The sequence below is a fragment of the Virgibacillus sp. CM-4 genome (assembly GCF_000445495.1).
GTDB lineage: Bacteria > Bacillota > Bacilli > Bacillales > Amphibacillaceae > Virgibacillus > Virgibacillus salexigens.
The window spans coordinates 1,485,074-1,504,213 of record NZ_AUQA01000002.1 but is presented as its reverse complement, the minus strand read 5'-3'; the positions used below and the strand labels follow the sequence as shown (position 1 = coordinate 1,504,213).

Below are 19,140 nucleotides of genomic sequence, written 5' to 3'. Positions count from 1 at the left end.
AGTATTCTTCGCTGAAATACCTTACATAAGGAGTATAGGATATGAATCCAGAACAATTTGTACAAGCACTTCAGCAAAAAGGGATATCATTGGATGAAAGGCAACAAGAACAGTTTGCCATTTATTATCGTACGTTAATTGAATGGAACGAAAAAATAAATTTAACGGGTTTAACAAAGGAAAATGATGTTTATCTCAAACATTTTTATGATTCTATAAGTGCTGCATTTTATTATGATTTCACTCATGCTAGGACAATTTGTGATGTAGGGGCAGGTGCAGGATTTCCAAGTATTCCTTTAAAGATATGCTTTCCCCACTTGCAAGTAACGATTGTAGATTCATTAAAGAAACGGATTGGCTTCCTTAATCAGTTAGCAACCGATTTAGATTTAAAAGAAGTGGCTTTTTATCATGATCGTGCGGAGAATTTTGGAAAGAATCGTCAATTTAGAGAATCATTTGATGTAGTAACTGCAAGGGCTGTTGCTCGTATGTCCGTTCTTAGTGAATTATGTTTACCTTTAACAGAAAAAAATGGCGTTTTTCTTGCTATGAAAGGTTCGAAAGCAAGTGAGGAAGTGAAGCAAGGAGAAGTTGCTATAGGAGAATTAGGCGGTAAAATATCTGCGATGCATACGTTTACATTACCGGAAGAAGCAAGTGAGAGATCTATCATTGAAGTTATAAAAATGAGAAAAACCCCCAAAAAATATCCTCGAAAAGCAGGTCTTCCTAATAAGGAGCCGCTTGAGTGAGGGTGGCTATTTTGATCGAAATGGACAATAAATAAACATATTCTTTCGATGAGAAATATGATAAAATAAAACGGAAACAAGCCTCTACAAAAAATGGAGGAGCCGTTTCAATGTTCGTTTATACGCGCAGTAGCATGGGTTGCTGCAGCGTTTTTTCTTATTAAACCCTTTTCCTGTGCTATAATAATGATAGATTCATATAATATGTTTCACGTGGAACATATTATATTTAATACATAGATGAGAACTTCAAAGTAAATTAGAGGTGGTGTGGGATTATGGTAAAACCCTTTAACCGTTTTTTTGGAATAGGTGATAAATCTGATAATGAAACTGAAACTGATGTAGAGTCCTATCATCCGGATGAAGTTATTCAGATCCCTGTTAAAAATATAGAACCCAATCGCTATCAACCAAGATCGATTTTTAGTGAAGAAAAAATAAATGAACTTGCCCAAACGATTCATACACATGGTATGATACAGCCGATTATTGTTCGAAAGTTAGATGAATCAGAGGGGGAGGAAGAAGCGCGGTACGAAATTATTGCCGGGGAACGCAGATGGCGAGCTGTCGAATCTTTAGGTTGGGAGCATATTTCTGCGATTCTCAGAGAGATGACAGATGCGGAAACAGCTTCTGTTGCTTTAATTGAAAATTTACAACGTGAAGAACTTACGGTAATTGAAGAAGCTACAGCTTATGCGAAGTTACTTGATATTCATTCCTTAACTCAAGAGGCGTTAGCTCAACGCTTAGGGAAAAATCAATCTACCATAGCAAATAAGTTACGTTTACTCAAGCTCCCACAACCGGTACAAGAAGCGTTATTAGGAAAATATATTACGGAGCGTCATGCTCGTGCGTTAATCAAATTGCAGGAAGCAGAATTGCAAGTAAAGCTGCTGCAAGAAATCCTGGAAAATGATTTAAACGTTAAACAGACGGAAGATCGGATTAAGAAGATGAATGAGCAGGATTCAGCGCCAAAGAAGAAATCAGTTACAAAACGAAAAGGGTTTAATAAAGATATTCGAATTGCTATGAATACGATAAGACAATCCTTAAATATGGTTTCGGATACAGGTGTAGAAGTAGAATCAGATGAACAGGATTTAGATGATTATTATCAAATAACAATTAAAATCCCAAAAAAGAACGCATAAATGAACAACTATTTTTACCCATCTTTATTAGTAAGATGGGTATTTTGCACCGTTAGTATTCGTTCGTTAAAGACAGTCGCTGATGTAAATTACGAATAGCTTACAATGTAAAATCATGCATCCATAATTTTAAAAAAGTGATAGAATAGAAAGTATATAGTTTTAGGGTAGGTGTCAACATGGGAAAAGTAATGTCCATCGCAAATCAAAAAGGTGGCGTAGGAAAAACAACTTCATCAGTAAATTTAAGTGCTTGTCTTGCGCATCTTGGCAATAAAGTACTGCTTGTAGATGTTGATCCTCAAGGTAATGCAACAAGTGGAACAGGCGTGAATAAAGCAGATGTGAAGAATTGTATTTATAATGTTCTAGTAGAAGATTTACCAGCTGAAGAAGTTTGTATTCCAACAAATGTAGACAACTTAGATATCGTACCTGCTACCATTCAGCTTGCCGGTGCAGAAATTGAACTTGTACCAACAATATCTAGAGAAATACGCTTGAAAAAATCATTAGAGAATTTAACGGAAGTCTATGATTATATTATTATTGATTGTCCTCCTTCCTTAGGGTTATTAACTTTAAATGCGTTAACCGCTTCTGATACGGTGATCATCCCTGTACAATGTGAATATTATGCTTTAGAAGGACTAAGTCAACTACTAAATACCATTCGACTTGTTCAAAAGCATCTTAATAAGACGCTCATGATTGAAGGTGTACTGTTAACGATGCTTGATGCCCGTACAAATCTTGGTTTACAGGTAATTGAAGAAGTGAAGAAATACTTTCAAGATAAGGTGTATCAAACGGTAGTGCCAAGAAATGTAAGGTTAGGGGAAGCACCTAGTCATGGACAACCTATTATTACTTATGATCCAAAATCAAGGGGAGCAGAAGTTTATCTTGAACTAGCAAAGGAAGTGATGGCCAATGGCGAAAGGGTTAGGTAAAGGGATTAACGCTTTCTTTCCAGAAATAGAGGAAGAGAAAGATGATGTTGTTCAGGAAATAGCCATAACAGAATGTCGGCCAAATCCATATCAGCCGCGTAAAACATTTCATGCAGATGCAATTGAAGAATTAAAGGAATCGATATTAGAATATGGTATCATTCAGCCGCTTATTGTAAGAAAGAGTATAAAAGGATATGAAATCGTAGTTGGTGAAAGAAGGTATCGTGCTGGGAAAGAGGCAGGACTTGAAAAAATACCAGTAGTAATTAAAGAATTATCCGATGAAAAAATGATGGAGCTTGCTCTTTTAGAGAATTTGCAAAGGGAAGATTTAACCCCCATTGAGGAAGCTCATGCCTATGCTAATTTAATGAATGAGCTGAAGATTACCCAAGAAGAATTGTCTAAACGTCTCGGTAAGAGCCGCTCCCATATAGCGAATATGGTTCGTTTATTATCATTACCGGAGAAAGTAATCGCCTATATTAATAACGGTGAATTATCCATGGGACATGGGCGAGCATTGCTAGGAATAAAAGATAAAAGCAAATTACAACCTTTAATTCAAAAAATAAGGCGAGAAAAATTAAATGTAAGGCAAGTGGAGCAATTAATTCTTCAACTGAATGATAAACAAGTGAAGAAAAAAGAGAAACCCAAAAAAGATGTTTTTCTTCAAGAAAGAGAATCTTACTTAAGAAATCGTTTAGGGACTGCTGTTTCTATTCAACGAGGGAAACGCAAAGGGAAAATTGAAATAGAGTTTTATAACGATGACGATTTACAGCGGATTATGGACGTACTTGAGTAATAGAAGCTCGCTGTAATCATTCCATTTTTAGGTCGATAAAGCAAAGGTGTTCATCACAAGCTTTTTTGTTACGGCTGCCTATTGCTAGTTTGTCAGTGCTAGTGCTTGCAACTAACTGGATATGATTTGTTTATAAAGACTGACAATCTGTTGTCAGTCTTTTACTATAAATTCACGTAAAACAGACATAATACCACTGTTTCACGTGAAACAAATAGATGTACCAAATAGAAATGATAGCGATTATTTGAACTAGAATTTAGATGATACATAATAGGAGATGGGATAACATGGCACTATACGGTACATTAGTTAATGGTGTTTTAATAATTATTGGTAGTTTATTTGGTTTGTTATTTACAAAGATCCCGGAAAGATATAAAGAAACGGTTATGCAAGGGATTGGACTAGCAGTCATGTTAATTGGAATTCAAATGGCATTATCAACAGAATATATTATTGTTGTCTTATTAAGTTTACTCTCTGGTGCCATTATAGGCGAGTTAATTCATTTGGAATCCGGGTTAAATCGTTTAGGTAACTGGGTTGGTAGTAAATTCACCTCGACAAATTCGACAAATAGTGACTTTAGTGTTTCTCAAGGGTTTGTTACTGCTTCACTTGTGTTTGTGATTGGTGCGATGTCAGTAATTGGAGCATTAGATAGTGGGATTCGTGGTGATCATGAGGTACTAATCACGAAAGGTATTCTTGATGGGTTTGTTGCCCTCGTATTAACAACTACATTAGGCTATGGTGTTATTTTATCGGTAATCCCAGTTGTCGTCTATCAAGGAAGTATTGCTTTACTAGCTACCCAAATTGAAGGAATGCTTCCAGAGTCATTTCTGAATGGTATGATCAATGAATTAACAGCTGTCGGTGGGTTACTTATTCTTGCAATTGGTCTAAACCTACTGAAAATCACGACCATTCGAATCGGTAATCTATTGCCATCTATTGTTATGGTAGGAATAATCTATTATATTTATCAATTATTTTAAAATAGGTATTTGCAATCATTCCTGATTGAAAGACAATTAATTCTCTAGCAGAATGGAAGTCATAAGTATGGCTACAGCAGTTAACATGGGTAAGCAACAATCGCTTACCCTTAAATTTTTCCCTAGTATTGTTCCGATAGTGTTATCATCATTGATTAAATAAGTAAAAAATAATTAACCCGAGTCTATTAAATGGATTCGGGTTTTGTTTAGCTGAAATATTTTCCCCTCTTTAAGGTTATATAATGGTAGGTTTTGATACTTGGATAACGACAGAAGGAGTAGCTTTCCCATAGGTTAAACACTGATCCAATTCATCCAATAAGGAAGAAATTTGTTGGGCCATTGCCATCACTAGGCTAAGTCTCGTATTTTGAAGCACAGAATACTCCATGAACCCACTTACATTCACCACCCCAGTAATATGCATATCTCCAATTGCAGGTAATGGTTTATTTAATGCTGCTCCAGGTTTAATTGGCCCTGTACCTGTAATTAGTAAACCCACAGAACTATGTTTGCCTAAACAGGCATCAACAGCAATGATAAATGGATTTGAATGGTGTGTCTCAATATAATCGATATATTCTGTTAAGTTTGTAGCGTGTACAGGCTCTTCTAATGTCCCATATACGGTAATATGCTTTGGTTTTTTTTCAGCCAGTAATGTTCCTGCTAATGGGCCTAACGAGTCACCTGTAGAACGGTCAGTGCCAATGAAAACAACAACATAATCATGCGGTGAATTTGGGAACCAGGATATAATTTTATCACGCATAGAAGGAATAAAATCAGAATCTGTATGGAGCATCCGTAAATTTTCATTTCTTTTCCATAAACTGTTTTTAAAATTCATAGCTTATCCTCCAAAAACATATTGGTATAGTATACGGAATTTTTAACAGATCTATACATTGATTATTAAAAATATTGGAGGAACCGAAATGCTGCGTGGTGGATTAAAATGGATGTTTTTAATTATCGGAACAACAATTGGGGCAGGCTATGCTTCGGGGAGGGAACTTTGGCAATTTTTCGGCCATGAAAGTGGACTAGCTATTGGTTTATTTGCTCTATTTTTCACCATATGTTGTTTGGTCATTATGAGTATAAGCTACCAAAGAAAATCGACCCACTATTTACCTGTCCTTAAAGATATAGTTGGTAGGAGACTTACAGGAATCTATGATGTAATGATATTTATTTACCTGTTTACCACAACCGTTATCATGATTGCTGGTAGTGGGGCAACATCTCAGGCATTTAACTTCTCCTATTGGTGGGGGATCAGTATAATAATTATAGCGCTGGTTGTTTTATTTCTGAAAGGGATTAATGGCTTGTTATCTATTAATCAATTTATCTTGCCACTACTTTTGGTTGGTCTATTATTTGTATTGCTATGGTTTACGATTGATCAGGAATTAAATTTGTTCTCACATTGGGATGAACAACGAAATTGGACAGCAGCGTTTCCGTTTACGGCATTAAATATTCTTCCATTAATTGCTGTATTGGGTGCCATAGGGAATAAGGTACAATCCAAACAAGAAATATGGATTGCCTGTGTCGGAAGTGGCTTAACCTTAGGTGTCATTTCTTTTATTTATAATAATAGTTTAATTCAAATAGCAGATGAGTTATTGCTATATGAAATACCGTTATTTGCGATATTAAAACATTATCCATTTCAGATGCTAGTGTTAATGAGTGTCTTATTATGGTTTGCCATTTTCACGACCGCAGCTTCTGGCATACTGGGAATTGTTACGCGAATTCAAGATTATATTCAGCAACCATTATGGTTGATTGTTTGTGTAACCTTAGTTACAATGATTCCATTAACAGCGCTCGGTTTTTCTACTTTAATTAATTACTTGTACCCGATTTATGGTGTTTTAAATTTATATGTATTAACTAGATTGTTATTATTTCCATTATGGAATAAAATTGAAGATAAAAAGACGTAATGTAAGTATGGCATAAAGGAGGGATCCTCAGTGGAAGGCAATGTACAACAAAATGTAGAAAAAAATGTAGAACAAGGAATTGAGGATATTACAACACTCTGGGATTATCTTACTGGTCCTGAGCTTTGGTGGACGTTAGGGGAAGGTGCTCTTAAAATTCTGATGATCGTCGCGTTAGCATTTGCTATTGTACGTATTACTCGAAAAGTAGTCGATCGATTATTTAGAAGAAGAGAAAATGCCCCCATACGGATTACCGAACGTAGAGAAAACACACTAAAGAAATTAATTAAAAGTGTTGTTGCCTATGTGGTTTATTTCATTGCCATGATCATGATACTAGATAATGTACTCGGATTTAATGTCGGGGCTTTATTAGCCGGTGCTGGAGTAGCGGGCTTGGCTATTGGTTTTGGAGCACAGAATCTAGTACGAGATATTATCTCTGGTTTTTTCATCATTTTTGAAGATCAATTTTCCGTTGGAGATTATGTTGGGGTCTCCGGCATTGAGGGGACGGTTGAAGAAATTGGCCTCCGTACGACAAAAGTGTTGAGTTGGACCGGTGAAATGCACATCTTACCTAATGGCAATGTGACCCAAGTCATTAATTATTCGACACATAATGGACTAGCGATAATTGATGTTAATGTCCCTTATGAAAGCAGTGTGGACGATGCAGAGAAAATTATTAATGATGTGGCTGTAACGCTTCCTGATAAATATGATTTTCTTGTTGGTGTACCGGAAATAATAGGTGTTCAAAATTTAGAAGCTTCTCATTTTGTTATCCGTGTGATTGCTGATACATTACCTGGATTCCAATGGGCTGCAGAGCGAAATATTAGAAGAGATATACAAGATAAATTGTATAGAGAAGGTATCGAAATTCCTGCACCACGAATTGTTATGTATACAGGGAAAGAGAAGGAAAACGTCGTAAAGGATAGACAAACGGAAGGCTCAACGTCAAATCATCTACAAAAAGGATATCCGGAAACAGATTCAAGTCAAGGAGAACAAGCACCTCAACGGGATCAATAGATGTGGGGATATATACGATCTAGGATCAGAAAAGGAGAAGGAATACCATGGAAGATAAAGAATTTGCCCTAAATGATGTCGTACAGATGAAGAAGCAACATCCCTGTGGAGAAAATCGCTGGAAAATTATACGTATGGGGATGGATATTCGGATCAAATGTCTTGGCTGTGATCATAGTGTATTAATACCAAGAAGGCAATTCACCAAAAAACTAAAAAAAGTTATCGAAAAAGCAGAAAAAGGATAAGTAGTTAAAATAGACTATTTATCCATAAAAATGTTACTATAGCATTATAGAGAAAGAAAACTTATAAGATAATAGGGTGAAAAGCAAAAATAGGCATCATTTTATGCCTATTTTTGTTTTTTGCTAGCTTGTCATTTTAGAGGCAAATATCTATAATTAGGATGACAAACGCGTTCATATGAATGGAAATCCTTAAGGAGTGAATCTTGAATGTCATTAACAGCAGGAATTGTTGGTCTTCCTAATGTTGGAAAATCTACATTATTTAATGCTATTACCCAGGCTGGAGCGGAGGCTGCGAATTATCCTTTCGCTACCATTGATCCTAATGTTGGAATAGTGGAAGTACCAGACAATCGCTTGAATAAACTAACCGATTTAGTACAGCCCAAGAAGACAGTACCAACAACGTTTGAATTTACCGATATTGCAGGTATTGTAAAAGGAGCAAGTAAAGGCGAAGGATTAGGAAATCAATTTCTATCACATATTCGACAAGTAGATGCTATCTGTCAGGTAGTACGCTGTTTTGAAGACGATAATATTACACATGTATCTGGCAGAATTAACCCGATAGATGATATTGAGGTGATTAATCTAGAGCTAATTCTTGCCGATTTGGAAACAGTTACGAAGCGAATGCAAAGGGTAGAGAAATTAGCTAGACAAAAAGATAAAGCGGCGGTAGCCGAATATGATGTTCTATCGAAATTAAAAACCGGATTAGAAGATGAACAGCCAGCAAGAGCTACAGACTTTACCGAAGAACAACAGAAGATTGTAAAAGGACTACATCTGTTAACAAGCAAGCCAACACTTTACGTAGCAAATGTAAGTGAAGCGGAAATTACAGACCCTGACTCAAATGAAAACGTACAGAAGGTAAAAGCATATGCTGCTAAAGAAAATGCCCAAGTAATCGTTGTTTGTGCAAAGATAGAAGAAGAAATTGCAGAGTTGGATCAAGAAGAAAAAGAATTGTTTTTAGAAGATCTGGGGATAGCCGAATCTGGATTAGACAAGCTTATTAAAGCTGCTTATTCCTTGTTAGGATTAGCAACATATTTTACAGCCGGAGAACAAGAAGTCCGTGCTTGGACATTCCGTAAAGGAATTAAAGCACCACAGGCTGCAGGGATCATTCATACAGATTTTGAGCGAGGATTTATCCGAGCTGAGACCGTTTCTTATGATGATTTGATAGCAGCTGGAACGATGAACCAAGCAAAGGAAAATGGAAGAGTAAGATTAGAAGGAAAAGAATATATTGTGAAAGATGGCGACGTTATTCATTTTCGTTTTAATGTGTAACAGATTAGTAACGACGTAAATCGGATCTCTCGAAGACTTGTTAATTATAAAATGATTTGGTATAATACACTATTGTGAGTAATTAAAATTTGAATTACTCCTTGCTCCTGTTGCGATATGCAATGTTGTGTATCAATAAATAGGGGCCGTTAAGTCCAAAAGGAGGTGTAACGGATGAGAAAATACGAAATCATGTACATCATCCGCCCAGACATGGAAGAGGAAGCTCAAACAGCTTTGATTGAGCGTTTCAATGGAGTCCTTACTAATAATGGCGCGGAGATTGAAAAAGTTGATGAAAAAGGCAAGAAGCGTCTTGCTTATGAAATCAATGACTATCGTGATGGATATTATGTAGTCATTAACTTTAGTGCAGATGAGCAAGCAATTAATGAGTTTGATCGTCTAGCTAAGTTCTCTGATGATATTATTCGTCATATCGCAGTTCGAGAAGATGATCAATAAATAAGGAGTGGTTCTGATGTTAAATCGTGTCGTACTAGTCGGCAGGTTAACGAAGGATCCTGATTTACGGTATACACCAAGCGGGGTTGCTGTAGCTAATTTTACACTTGCAGTGAACCGTCCTTTTTCAAATCAGCAAGGTAATCGTGAAGCTGACTTCATTAACTGCGTTGTGTGGCGGAGACCAGCTGAGAACCTAGCAAATTATATGAAAAAAGGAAGTATGGTTGGTGTTGACGGTCGTGTACAAACACGTCGATTCGAGGGTCAGGATGGAAAGACTGTATTTGTTACAGAAATTGTTGCTGATAGTGTACAATTCCTGGAAACAAAAGGTTCTTCTCAAGGAGGACAAGATTCATCAGGATTCCAACCAAACAGAGACCAAAACCAGAACCAGTTTGAACCTAATCGCAATCAAGACGATCCATTTAAGAATAATGGAGAACCTATCGATATATCAGATGATGATTTACCATTTTAAAGAGCATTCTATGAAGAATAGGAGGGTTAACTATGGCAGCTCGTCGCGGTCGTGCAAAGCGTCGTAAGGTGTGTTACTTCACAGCGAACGGAATTACACACATTGACTATAAAGATGTTGATTTGCTAAAACGTTTCATTTCTGAACGTGGTAAAATTTTACCTCGTCGTGTTACTGGAACTTCAGCAAAATACCAACGTAAACTTACAAGAGCAATCAAACGTTCTCGTACAATGGCATTATTGCCTTACGTTGCAGATTAATAATATCTATAAAAGGGAAGCATCTTCATGAGATGCTTCCTTTTTTGGTTAACGGAGTTGCTGAGGCAGTGCCTGTGAAAGCGCCATAACTTCTAATTGCGTTTGAAAGAATGTTGAATTTGCTTAAGCGTACCCAACTTCATTAGCTTGCCTGTTTGGCTATTTATAACAAACGAAAACCAAGCTCATGCTGGGCTTGGTTTTCGTGGTTAGAATGGTTATTTTCTGTTATTGATGTTAATAAACTGATAAGACTCAAAAATCTCAGTTGCTTCTTCTGTGTTTAGAAAATCAATAAACGATTCTGCATCGTGGCGATTGGTACTATACGATGTCACACCTGCTGGATAAACAATTGGTGTATGCAGCTTTTTATTTATTTCTGTTAGCACATTTATTTGCTTGGAGCTAGCAGCATCAGAAGCGTAGACAACGCCTACATTACTTTTACCTGTTTCTACATACTGAAGTGCCTGACGAACATCATTTGTATAAACGAGTTTATTCTCTATTTGATCCCATACTCCTTGAGATTGTAGAGCTTCTTTTGCATACGTACCTGATGGAACGGTTATTGGATCGCCAACAGCTATACTACTCACAGAGGTATCTAAGAGGCTATGAATCGTAGGTAAAGAAAGACTTGATTCTTTATTACTAATGATAACGAGTTTATTACCAATAAAATTAGAACGCGATTCTTTAACAATAACATCTTCTTCTTCTAATACATTCATCCACTCTTGATTAGAAGATAAAAATAAATCAACTGGTGCTCCTTGTTGTATCTGCTGAGATAACTTTCCGGACCCTCCGTAGTTTACATCAACCGTAATGTAAGGATGACTCGCTTCAAAGGCAGAGATAATCTCTGGTAGTACATCCGTTAAGCTAGCGTCTGCAGATACTAATATTCTATTTTCTTCTGTTGATTCTTGAAAAGGTTCCTCTTGCTCAAACATGGCACATCCAGTTAATGAGAGTAAGGCAACCAGAAGAAGAATAAGATGCTTCATATAACCCCACCTTGCAGTTGTTGTAAATCATTATTTGGTACTCCGGCGTTTGGGATAAACGGAAATAATGATGATTAATAAAATAATGGAATATCCAGCAATCGCCCATAAATATGTATCACTAATTGAGAAAAATAAGGCTATTATCGTATACAAGATAAATGGAATCGTTGTGGTAAAAGCTGTCATTTTCCATAGTATCGAAAATTTAAGCTTCCTCCCCATTAGTTTTGCCAAACCTGTTGCAATATAAGCAATAATAGAAATTAAAATCAATACGATAATGGTCAGAGGCAAATAATAAAAAATGAAAAAGTAAATAATAATAAACAAGATACTCAGATCGGCGCTTAGCCCGCTATCTGTTGTAAATCGATCAATCAGCGACGGAATAGAAACAAGCATCAAGAGAATAAACATGTAAATAATTGTTATATCCATACCAACTCGATTAAGCTGAAAGATTGCCTTTTTTCTAGGTAATTTGATAGTATGTATAAATGCATTTAGAAATACCATGATTGTCCATCCTTATTTCTTATTTCAATTACTATTATAAGGCAAACAAGCAATAATTGCCTTTCTCGGACTTGAAAAAACAGTGACAATTCATATAACCTATTCATTTGTAATTACAATATATGACAAAACAGGGCATACGTAATAAATAATTCCCCTATATTTCGAGGTAAGCGAATAAATTATTACCCGGGAAATATTTTTTCTACCCTTTTCGACAACTATTTACGCTAAAAACATGTTATCATATTATAATGATATAGTATCAACCTAAGTAAGATGGGGTGCAAAATGAATCAATCAAAACAACTAACCGATGGTGCGTTATTAACAGCTGTATTTATTGGAATATTGCTTGTTAGCATGTTTATTCCGATTTTAGCTATGGTATCGATCTTTTTATTGCCAATTCCATTTATTTTATATACATCGAGACATGATTGGAAACCGGCATTACTAATGTTAACAGCAGCTTTGCTAATAACAATTTTACTAACAACGATTTACACGTTACCACTAACGATTGTTGCTGGCCTTGGTGGAATTTTAATTGGGGGTGCTATTTATAGAAAGCTAACTGCTTATGAAACATGGGCAAGGGGCACCTTTGGTTTTATTATAGGACTGCTATTTGCGTTTGTATTTACACAATTTGTGTTCGATGTAAATATCCTTCAACAATTTAAACAGATGACAACAGAATCCATGGAAATGTCATCTGGGGTTATTGAGCAATTTGCTACAGATGAACAAACAGAGGAATTAAAAGCAACGATGGAAGAGACGATGAATAGTTTAGTTGATCTTTTTCCATTTTTCCTAGCTGCATCAGCAATTTTATTTGCTTTTGTTAGTCAATGGGTGAGCTATAAAGTAATCAACCGATTAGATAGAAAGAATTTACATTTTCCACCGTTTCGAGATTTGCGTTTTCCAGTAGCAATTATTTTTGTTTATGTAATTGCACTATTGTTCGCATATATTTTTACAGATCCAGATAGTATGCTATATATGGCGACTCAGAATTTATTAGTAATCACACAAATGCTTGTGACGATTCAAGGGTTTTCATTCCTGTTTTTCTATACGCATCATAAAAATATGACAAAAGCGTTTCCGGTTATATGTACAATATTAGCACTGTTTATCCCTATCCTACTTTTTATTGTACGCTTTATCGGGATTATCGATTTAGGATTTGAATTAAGAGATCGGTTAGCGAAGAAGAAATAAACGGTAATGAAAATAAAAGGTATTGCACAGTAGGAGCTGAATGTGATGTCAGATAAACAAAATAAGCCAACATTGAGAAATCATGTATGGATTATCTATCTCCTTTCCATTATTCTACTTGGAGTTATTTGGTATTTCCAGTGGATGTTGGGGCTAATCATGACTGTGCTATTAGCTGTTTCGCTTTACTATAGTATACGATCAGAACAAACGCTTCAAGACGAAGCGGAGCAGTATATAACAACGTTATCTCACAGGATTAAAAAGGTAGGAGAAGAAGCATTATTGGAGATGCCGTTTGGTATCATTCTATTTAGTGAGGATTATAAAATAGAATGGGCAAACCCATATATGAATCGATTTGAAAAGGATAGCTTAGTTGGAAATTCACTTCATACGTTATCAGAGGATTTAATTCCAAAGATAAAAGAGAATAAAGATGATATTTGGTTTCAATTACAAGGTTATATGTTTCAAACCACGGTAAAAAAACAAGAACGGCTACTATACTTATTTGATCGCACCGAGCAAGCGGAATTACAGAACCTCTATCATAATGAACAAACCGTGATTTCGTTTATTTTTTTAGATAACTATGAGGAAATCACACAAAACATGGATGATACGAATAAGAGCCATCTAAACTCACAAGTAACTTCCGTGTTAAATAAATGGGCTAATCACTATGGCCTCTATTTAAAACGAACATCCCAAGAGCGGTTTATTGCGGTCGGTTCAAAAGAAATTTTAGCGAGCTTGGAAAAGGCCAAATTTGAAATCTTAGATGAGGTACGTGAGTTAAGCGGCGAACGCAATACTCCTGTAACACTAAGTATTGGTGTTGGAGTAGGCAATGTGGATATACCAACATTAGGAGAATTAGCACAATCTAGTCTTGATTTAGCTCTCGGCCGAGGCGGTGACCAAGTAGCGATCAAGGATGAATCAGGCAAGGTTCGTTTCTATGGAGGGAAAACAAACCCAATGGAGAAGCGGACCCGTGTGAGAGCTAGAGTTATTTCTCATGCCTTAAAAGAGTTGATACGAGCAAGTGATAATGTAATTATTATGGGGCATAAAGCACCGGATATGGATGCATTAGGTGCAGCAATTGGCATATTAAATATAGCTCTTGCAAATGATGTGGAAGGCTATATTGTATTTGATCCAGAGGATGTTGACACAGGTGTGTATCGCCTTGTGAAAGCAATTCAGGATGACGAAAAACTTTGGCAGTATTTTATTGACCCTGACGAGGCAGACGCTGTTATCGGTAGTCGAAGTTTAATTGTAGTGGTTGATACCCATCGCCCTTCCATGGTTGCAAGTGAATCATTGCTGCAGAAATCGGATTATAAAGTCGTTATTGATCATCATCGTCGAGGGGAAGAGTTTATTAAAACTCCAACACTCGTATATATGGAGCCATATGCATCTTCGACAGCAGAATTAGTAACCGAACTATTGGAATACCAACCGAAAAAATTAAAGCTAAGAATGTTGGAAGCGACCGCATTGCTTGCTGGTATCATTGTGGATACAAAAAGTTTTACGTTAAGAACGGGATCTAGAACGTTTGACGCAGCTTCCTATCTACGTGCAAAAGGTGCGGATACAGTGCTGGTACAAGAGTTCATGAAGGAAGACATTGATGTGTATGTTGAACGAAGTAAATTAATTGAACGGGCAGATATATTCAGAGATGAGATCGCTATATCTAAAGCAGAAGAAGGACAGGTTCATGGGCCGGTATTAATCGCACAGGCTGCAGATATATTACTCACGATGAGCGGCATTAGCGCTTCTTTTGTTATTTCCGAGCGGAAAGATGGAAGAGTTGGCATTAGTGCCAGGTCATTAGGAGATGTTAACGTACAAATTATAATGGAAAAGATGGACGGTGGTGGGCATTTAACCAATGCTGCTACTCAAATTAAAGATACCACCATTGATGAGGCAGAAAACCTATTAAAAGAAATTATAGATGAATATTATGAGGGGAGCGAATCCGAATGAAAGTAATATTTCTTAAAGATGTAAAAGGCAAAGGCAAAAAAGGTGAAGTGAAAAATGTTTCTGATGGGTACGCCCGTAACTATCTATTAAAATATAATTTAGCTGAAGAAGCAACATCGGGGAATCTTAAAGCATTAGATGCAAAGAAAAAGAAACAAGAACAATTAGAACAAGAAGAAAAAGAAGAAGCGATTCAATTAAAAGATAAATTGGCTAATTTAACAGTTGAATTAACTGCTAAATCCGGGGATAGTGGACGTTTATTTGGTTCGATTACAAGTAAACAGATTTCAGAAACGCTGAAAAAGGCTCACGGTTACCAGATTGATAAACGTAAAATTGAACTGGATTCACCTATTCGCTCGTTAGGCTATACAACGGTACCAGTGAAGCTACATCCAGAAGTTTCCGGTTCAATAAAAGTACATGTATCGGAAAAATAATCAAGGTTCTTTAAAATCATGATGCTGATGCGCCTTCCTTCTTAAAAGGTAAAAAGGATAGTTTCGAACAGGTAGGTTTTAGTTCTTTAGCTTGCTCACAGCCTCCGTACAAAAGTAAAGGTTACTCGCACTATGCGTTTCGGGAGAATGTACTGGAGCAAGGTTATTCCTGGAATACTAGAATCGCTGTTTAGTGTCCAGGGCGCATTTATTTTGATTTAACCTAGGTTAATTGGCAGGAATACTCCCACTTGAAGAGGAGATGATTTGTCCGAGAAGCCTAATTGAAGATTTACTTTATCTCCTAAGAAAGGGGACAGACCCAATGAGCGAGTCATGGAATGATCGTACACCACCACATAATATTGAAGCGGAGCAGTCGATTATCGGGGCTGTTTTTATTGATCCAGATGCCTTTTCCGCTGCATCGGAAATCTTGGTACCAGAGGATTTCTATCGTGCTAGTCATCAGCGTATTTTTGCATGCATGATGGCTCTTTCTGATCGAGGCGAACCAATTGATGTGGTTACTGTTACTTCTTATTTGTATAACGCTCAACAATTGGACGAAGCCGGTGGGGTTCAATACTTATCTGAGGTTGCTGATAGTGTACCGACAGCGGCAAATATCGGTTATTATTGCCGAATTGTTGAAGAGAAAGCATTGTTAAGGCGATTAATACGATCTGCAACGGATATTGTTACGTCTAGTTTTGAACGTCAGGATGAAGTAGAAGAAATTGTTAATGAAGCTGAAAAAAGCATTCTTGATGTGTCTGGGAGGAAGAATTCAGGTGCATTTAAAGCAATTAAAGATGTTTTAATAGATGTTTATGACAATATAGAACAATTACATCATCAAACTGGTGATGTCACAGGGATACCGACTGGATTTCGTGATTTAGACCGTATTACCTCCGGCTTTCAGCGAAATGATCTCATTATTGTCGCTGCACGTCCATCTGTAGGTAAAACCGCATTTGCACTGAATATTGCCCAGAATGTAGCTGTTAATACCGATGAGAATGTTGCCATCTTTAGTTTAGAGATGGGTGCCGATCAATTGGTGCAGCGTATGTTATGTGCGGAAGGGAATATAGATGCCCAACGATTACGAAATGGTCAGCTCCAGGCGGATGATTGGAGTAAGTTGACGATGGCTATGGGGAGTTTATCAAATGCGGGTATCTATATAGACGATACGCCGGGAATTCGTGTAGCAGACATACGCTCGAAATGTCGTCGTTTGAAACAAGAGCATGGACTTGGCATGATTTTGATTGATTATTTACAACTTATCCAAGGCAGTGCAAATTCAAAAGAAAACAGACAGCAAGAAGTTTCTGAGATTTCCAGAGCATTAAAAGGATTAGCGAGAGAATTAAATGTGCCTTTAATTGCATTATCTCAGCTATCCCGTGGTGTTGAATCTCGTCAGGATAAACGCCCGATGATGTCAGATTTACGTGAATCGGGAAGTATTGAGCAGGATGCTGATATAGTAGGATTTTTATATCGAGATGACTATTATGATTCCGAATCCGAAAAACAAAATATTATCGAAATAATTATTTCGAAGCAGCGGAATGGTCCCGTTGGTAATGTAGAATTGGCATTTGTGAAAGAGTATAATAAGTTTGTGGACTTAGACCACCGTTATCAAGAAAGTGATATACCACCAGTTTCCGTATAAAACAGCTCCAAGAGGGGCTGTTTTTTGTTTATTGAATTTATACGAACGATATATTTGTATTTTAATGTAATGTTCGTATTTCACATTGACGATTAGGAGTATTACTGATAAAATTACTTTTGTGATTAATTAAAGACATACAATATTGATAAATATAGTGGAGGTGCACCATGTCCTCAGTAGTAGTTGTTGGAACGCAGTGGGGCGATGAAGGCAAAGGGAAGATTACTGATTTCTTATCGCAAAATGCCGAGGTAGTAGCTCGTTACCAAGGTGGTAACAATGCTGGACACACGATTAAATTTGACGATGTCACATACAAGTTGCATTTGATCCCATCTGGCATATTTTTTGATGAAAAGACATGTGTATTAGGGAATGGGATGGTTATTGATCCAAAGGCGTTTATGGATGAGATTGCCTATTTACATGAACGCAATATTTCAACGGATAACTTAAGGATCAGTAACCGTGCTCATATTATCTTACCTTACCACCTTAAATTAGATGTTTTGCAGGAAGAAGCAAAAGGCGAAAATAAGATTGGTACAACGAAAAAAGGTATTGGACCAGCTTATATGGATAAAGCAGCACGTTGTGGCATTCGTATCGCTGATTTAATGGATAAGGAAGTTTTTCGTGCGAAGCTTGAACAAAACCTATTAGAAAAAAATCGTCTATTCGAAAAGGTCTATGAAGTAGCGCCTATGCAAGTAGAAGAAATTCTCGAAGAATATTATGCGTATGGGCAGCAAATGGCAAAATACGTCTGCGATACTTCCGTCGTGTTAAATGATGCGTTGGATGAAGGACGTCGTGTCCTATTTGAAGGTGCACAAGGTGTTATGCTAGATATTGACCAAGGTACCTATCCATTCGTTACTTCCTCTAACCCGATTGCTGGAGGGGTTACGATCGGTTCTGGTGTGGGACCAACCAAGATTGACCATGTGGTAGGCGTTTCTAAAGCATATACAACTCGTGTAGGCGATGGTCCTTTTCCTACGGAGTTACATGATGAAATTGGAGAACAAATTCGTGAGGTTGGACGGGAATATGGAACGACTACAGGTCGGGCCCGTCGTGTTGGCTGGTTTGATAGTGTCGTTGTCCGCCATGCGCGTCGTGTAAGTGGTATTACCGATTTATCATTAAATTCGATAGATGTTTTAACTGGAATCGAAACGGTTAAAATCTGTGTAGCGTATCGGTATAAAGGGGAAATCATTCATGAGTTCCCAGCTAGCTTAGCTGCACTTGCTGAATGTGAACCTGTTTATGAAGAAATGCCAGGCTGGACAGAAGATATAACGAACGCCAAAAGTCTGCATGAACTTCCAGAAAATGCCCGTCATTATTTGGAGCGGATTTCACAGCTTACGGAGATTCCTTTATCCATTTTCTCTGTTGGCCCAGATCGTGCACAAACCAATATTGTTCGAAGCGTATACAGCTAGAAAAAGTCCACCCATTGTGGTGCCCTCAGCTTGTAGTGAAACCTCGTGTTTCTCTACAAGCTTTTTTATCTGGATGTTCGCGAATGGACGTTAGAGCTTCCCATCATAAAAGGAGACTCCTCTATAACTAGCTAACCCTAGAAATGCGTAACAGCTTGGGGCTGATACATTGCTTATCCAGGTTATCTGGAAATATCTCCCTTAACTATTGGTTTCATCCAATATTCGCCAATAAATTTCCTAATTATACTAAGAAATTGACTGTAGATATACATTTTCTTTA

Annotated in this window: 20 protein-coding genes; 17 read left to right on the top strand and 3 right to left on the bottom strand. The window is 37.1% G+C overall.

Annotation, left to right across the window (positions count from 1 at the left end; all coding sequences use genetic code 11):
• The first annotated feature begins 41 nt into the window (after positions 1-41).
• The 5 genes from rsmG (at position 42) to M948_RS30565 (ending at position 4,695) form a co-directional block, all read left to right on the top strand.
• Complete coding sequence (gene rsmG / locus M948_RS30585) at positions 42-758, top strand: 16S rRNA (guanine(527)-N(7))-methyltransferase RsmG (protein WP_021290268.1); 717 nt, start codon at positions 42-44, stop codon at positions 756-758.
• Positions 759-1,036: 278 nt separating this feature from the next.
• A complete protein-coding gene (gene noc / locus M948_RS30580) occupies positions 1,037-1,924 on the top strand; it encodes a nucleoid occlusion protein (protein ID WP_021290267.1) in 888 nt (295 codons plus the stop codon).
• A 179-nt stretch (positions 1,925-2,103) separates the two neighbouring features.
• Positions 2,104-2,877, top strand: coding sequence for a ParA family protein (locus M948_RS30575; RefSeq protein WP_021290266.1), 774 nt, complete (start codon positions 2,104-2,106; stop codon positions 2,875-2,877).
• Positions 2,858-3,691 carry a ParB/RepB/Spo0J family partition protein gene (locus M948_RS30570; RefSeq protein ID WP_021290265.1) on the top strand — a complete coding sequence of 278 codons (834 nt, stop codon included), beginning with the start codon at positions 2,858-2,860 and terminating at the stop codon, positions 3,689-3,691. Before M948_RS30575 ends, M948_RS30570 begins: the two co-directional genes overlap by 20 nt.
• A gap of 290 nt (positions 3,692-3,981) precedes the next feature.
• On the top strand, positions 3,982-4,695 hold the full coding sequence (locus M948_RS30565) for a DUF554 domain-containing protein (RefSeq protein WP_021290264.1): 714 nt from the start codon (positions 3,982-3,984) through the stop codon (positions 4,693-4,695).
• A 238-nt stretch (positions 4,696-4,933) separates the two neighbouring features.
• On the opposite strand, the gene yyaC is transcribed toward M948_RS30565, so the two are convergent.
• Positions 4,934-5,551 carry a spore protease YyaC gene (yyaC, locus tag M948_RS30560; protein ID WP_021290263.1) on the bottom strand — a complete coding sequence of 206 codons (618 nt, stop codon included), beginning with the start codon at positions 5,549-5,551 and terminating at the stop codon, positions 4,934-4,936.
• A gap of 88 nt (positions 5,552-5,639) precedes the next feature.
• Here yyaC and M948_RS30555 point away from each other — a divergent pair, with 88 nt between their 5' ends.
• The 7 genes from M948_RS30555 to rpsR all read left to right on the top strand — a co-directional run bounded on the left by M948_RS30555 (position 5,640) and on the right by rpsR (position 10,480).
• On the top strand, positions 5,640-6,665 hold the full coding sequence (locus tag M948_RS30555) for a YkvI family membrane protein (protein WP_021290262.1): 1,026 nt from the start codon (positions 5,640-5,642) through the stop codon (positions 6,663-6,665).
• 30 nt (positions 6,666-6,695) lie between these two features.
• Positions 6,696-7,709: a mechanosensitive ion channel family protein gene (locus tag M948_RS30550; RefSeq protein WP_021290261.1), complete on the top strand. Its 1,014-nt coding sequence runs from the start codon at positions 6,696-6,698 to the stop codon at positions 7,707-7,709.
• Positions 7,710-7,756: 47 nt separating this feature from the next.
• Positions 7,757-7,957 carry a DUF951 domain-containing protein gene (locus M948_RS30545; protein WP_021290260.1) on the top strand — a complete coding sequence of 67 codons (201 nt, stop codon included), beginning with the start codon at positions 7,757-7,759 and terminating at the stop codon, positions 7,955-7,957.
• 210 nt (positions 7,958-8,167) lie between these two features.
• On the top strand, positions 8,168-9,268 hold the full coding sequence (gene ychF, locus M948_RS30540) for a redox-regulated ATPase YchF (protein WP_021290259.1): 1,101 nt from the start codon (positions 8,168-8,170) through the stop codon (positions 9,266-9,268).
• Positions 9,269-9,442: 174 nt separating this feature from the next.
• Positions 9,443-9,733 carry a 30S ribosomal protein S6 gene (rpsF, locus tag M948_RS30535; RefSeq protein ID WP_021290258.1) on the top strand — a complete coding sequence of 97 codons (291 nt, stop codon included), beginning with the start codon at positions 9,443-9,445 and terminating at the stop codon, positions 9,731-9,733.
• A gap of 16 nt (positions 9,734-9,749) precedes the next feature.
• Positions 9,750-10,217 (top strand): single-stranded DNA-binding protein, encoded by a 468-nt coding sequence (gene ssb, locus M948_RS30530; protein WP_021290257.1) that lies wholly within the window; start codon positions 9,750-9,752, stop codon positions 10,215-10,217.
• Positions 10,218-10,249: 32 nt separating this feature from the next.
• Positions 10,250-10,480, top strand: a complete 231-nt coding sequence (rpsR, locus tag M948_RS30525; protein ID WP_021290256.1) for a 30S ribosomal protein S18 — start codon at positions 10,250-10,252, stop codon at positions 10,478-10,480.
• Between the two features lie 218 nt (positions 10,481-10,698).
• Here the strand turns inward: rpsR and modA are convergent, their stop codons facing one another.
• On the bottom strand, positions 10,699-11,496 hold the full coding sequence (gene modA / locus M948_RS30520) for a molybdate ABC transporter substrate-binding protein (protein WP_021290255.1): 798 nt from the start codon (positions 11,494-11,496) through the stop codon (positions 10,699-10,701).
• A 30-nt stretch (positions 11,497-11,526) separates the two neighbouring features.
• Positions 11,527-12,015 carry a DUF1189 family protein gene (locus M948_RS30515; protein ID WP_021290254.1) on the bottom strand — a complete coding sequence of 163 codons (489 nt, stop codon included), beginning with the start codon at positions 12,013-12,015 and terminating at the stop codon, positions 11,527-11,529.
• Between the two features lie 291 nt (positions 12,016-12,306).
• On the opposite strand from M948_RS30515, the gene M948_RS30510 reads away from it, so the two are divergent.
• The 5 genes from M948_RS30510 to M948_RS30490 all read left to right on the top strand — a co-directional run bounded on the left by M948_RS30510 (position 12,307) and on the right by M948_RS30490 (position 18,857).
• Positions 12,307-13,248, top strand: coding sequence for a YybS family protein (locus tag M948_RS30510; protein ID WP_021290253.1), 942 nt, complete (start codon positions 12,307-12,309; stop codon positions 13,246-13,248).
• 45 nt (positions 13,249-13,293) lie between these two features.
• Positions 13,294-15,264 carry a DHH family phosphoesterase gene (locus M948_RS30505; RefSeq protein WP_021290252.1) on the top strand — a complete coding sequence of 657 codons (1,971 nt, stop codon included), beginning with the start codon at positions 13,294-13,296 and terminating at the stop codon, positions 15,262-15,264.
• Entirely contained in the window at positions 15,261-15,707 is a 447-nt protein-coding gene (gene rplI / locus M948_RS30500) for a 50S ribosomal protein L9 (protein WP_021290251.1), read from the top strand. Before M948_RS30505 ends, rplI begins: the two co-directional genes overlap by 4 nt.
• Before the next feature lie 325 nt (positions 15,708-16,032).
• Entirely contained in the window at positions 16,033-17,400 is a 1,368-nt protein-coding gene (gene dnaB, locus M948_RS30495) for a replicative DNA helicase (RefSeq protein WP_021290250.1), read from the top strand.
• A gap of 170 nt (positions 17,401-17,570) precedes the next feature.
• Entirely contained in the window at positions 17,571-18,857 is a 1,287-nt protein-coding gene (locus tag M948_RS30490) for an adenylosuccinate synthase (RefSeq protein WP_021290249.1), read from the top strand.
• Positions 18,858-19,140 lie beyond the last annotated feature (283 nt).

Excerpts from the sequence above, each read along its gene's own strand:
- modA (WP_021290255.1), bottom strand. The coding sequence starts at position 11,496 with ATGAAGCATCTTATTCTTCTTCTGGTTGCCTTACTCTCATTAACTGGA.
- M948_RS30575 (WP_021290266.1), top strand. The coding sequence starts at position 2,104 with ATGGGAAAAGTAATGTCCATCGCAAATCAAAAAGGTGGCGTAGGAAAA.
- M948_RS30570 (WP_021290265.1), top strand. The coding sequence starts at position 2,858 with ATGGCGAAAGGGTTAGGTAAAGGGATTAACGCTTTCTTTCCAGAAATA.
- ychF (WP_021290259.1), top strand. The coding sequence starts at position 8,168 with ATGTCATTAACAGCAGGAATTGTTGGTCTTCCTAATGTTGGAAAATCT.
- yyaC (WP_021290263.1), bottom strand. The coding sequence starts at position 5,551 with ATGAATTTTAAAAACAGTTTATGGAAAAGAAATGAAAATTTACGGATG.
- M948_RS30490 (WP_021290249.1), top strand. The coding sequence starts at position 17,571 with ATGTCCTCAGTAGTAGTTGTTGGAACGCAGTGGGGCGATGAAGGCAAA.
- rplI (WP_021290251.1), top strand. The coding sequence starts at position 15,261 with ATGAAAGTAATATTTCTTAAAGATGTAAAAGGCAAAGGCAAAAAAGGT.
- M948_RS30565 (WP_021290264.1), top strand. The coding sequence starts at position 3,982 with ATGGCACTATACGGTACATTAGTTAATGGTGTTTTAATAATTATTGGT.
- M948_RS30515 (WP_021290254.1), bottom strand. The coding sequence starts at position 12,015 with ATGGTATTTCTAAATGCATTTATACATACTATCAAATTACCTAGAAAA.
- M948_RS30555 (WP_021290262.1), top strand. The coding sequence starts at position 5,640 with ATGCTGCGTGGTGGATTAAAATGGATGTTTTTAATTATCGGAACAACA.
- dnaB (WP_021290250.1), top strand. The coding sequence starts at position 16,033 with ATGAGCGAGTCATGGAATGATCGTACACCACCACATAATATTGAAGCG.
- rpsF (WP_021290258.1), top strand. The coding sequence starts at position 9,443 with ATGAGAAAATACGAAATCATGTACATCATCCGCCCAGACATGGAAGAG.
- M948_RS30505 (WP_021290252.1), top strand. The coding sequence starts at position 13,294 with ATGTCAGATAAACAAAATAAGCCAACATTGAGAAATCATGTATGGATT.
- rpsR (WP_021290256.1), top strand. The coding sequence starts at position 10,250 with ATGGCAGCTCGTCGCGGTCGTGCAAAGCGTCGTAAGGTGTGTTACTTC.
- rsmG (WP_021290268.1), top strand. The coding sequence starts at position 42 with ATGAATCCAGAACAATTTGTACAAGCACTTCAGCAAAAAGGGATATCA.
- M948_RS30545 (WP_021290260.1), top strand. The coding sequence starts at position 7,757 with ATGGAAGATAAAGAATTTGCCCTAAATGATGTCGTACAGATGAAGAAG.
- M948_RS30510 (WP_021290253.1), top strand. The coding sequence starts at position 12,307 with ATGAATCAATCAAAACAACTAACCGATGGTGCGTTATTAACAGCTGTA.
- noc (WP_021290267.1), top strand. The coding sequence starts at position 1,037 with ATGGTAAAACCCTTTAACCGTTTTTTTGGAATAGGTGATAAATCTGAT.
- ssb (WP_021290257.1), top strand. The coding sequence starts at position 9,750 with ATGTTAAATCGTGTCGTACTAGTCGGCAGGTTAACGAAGGATCCTGAT.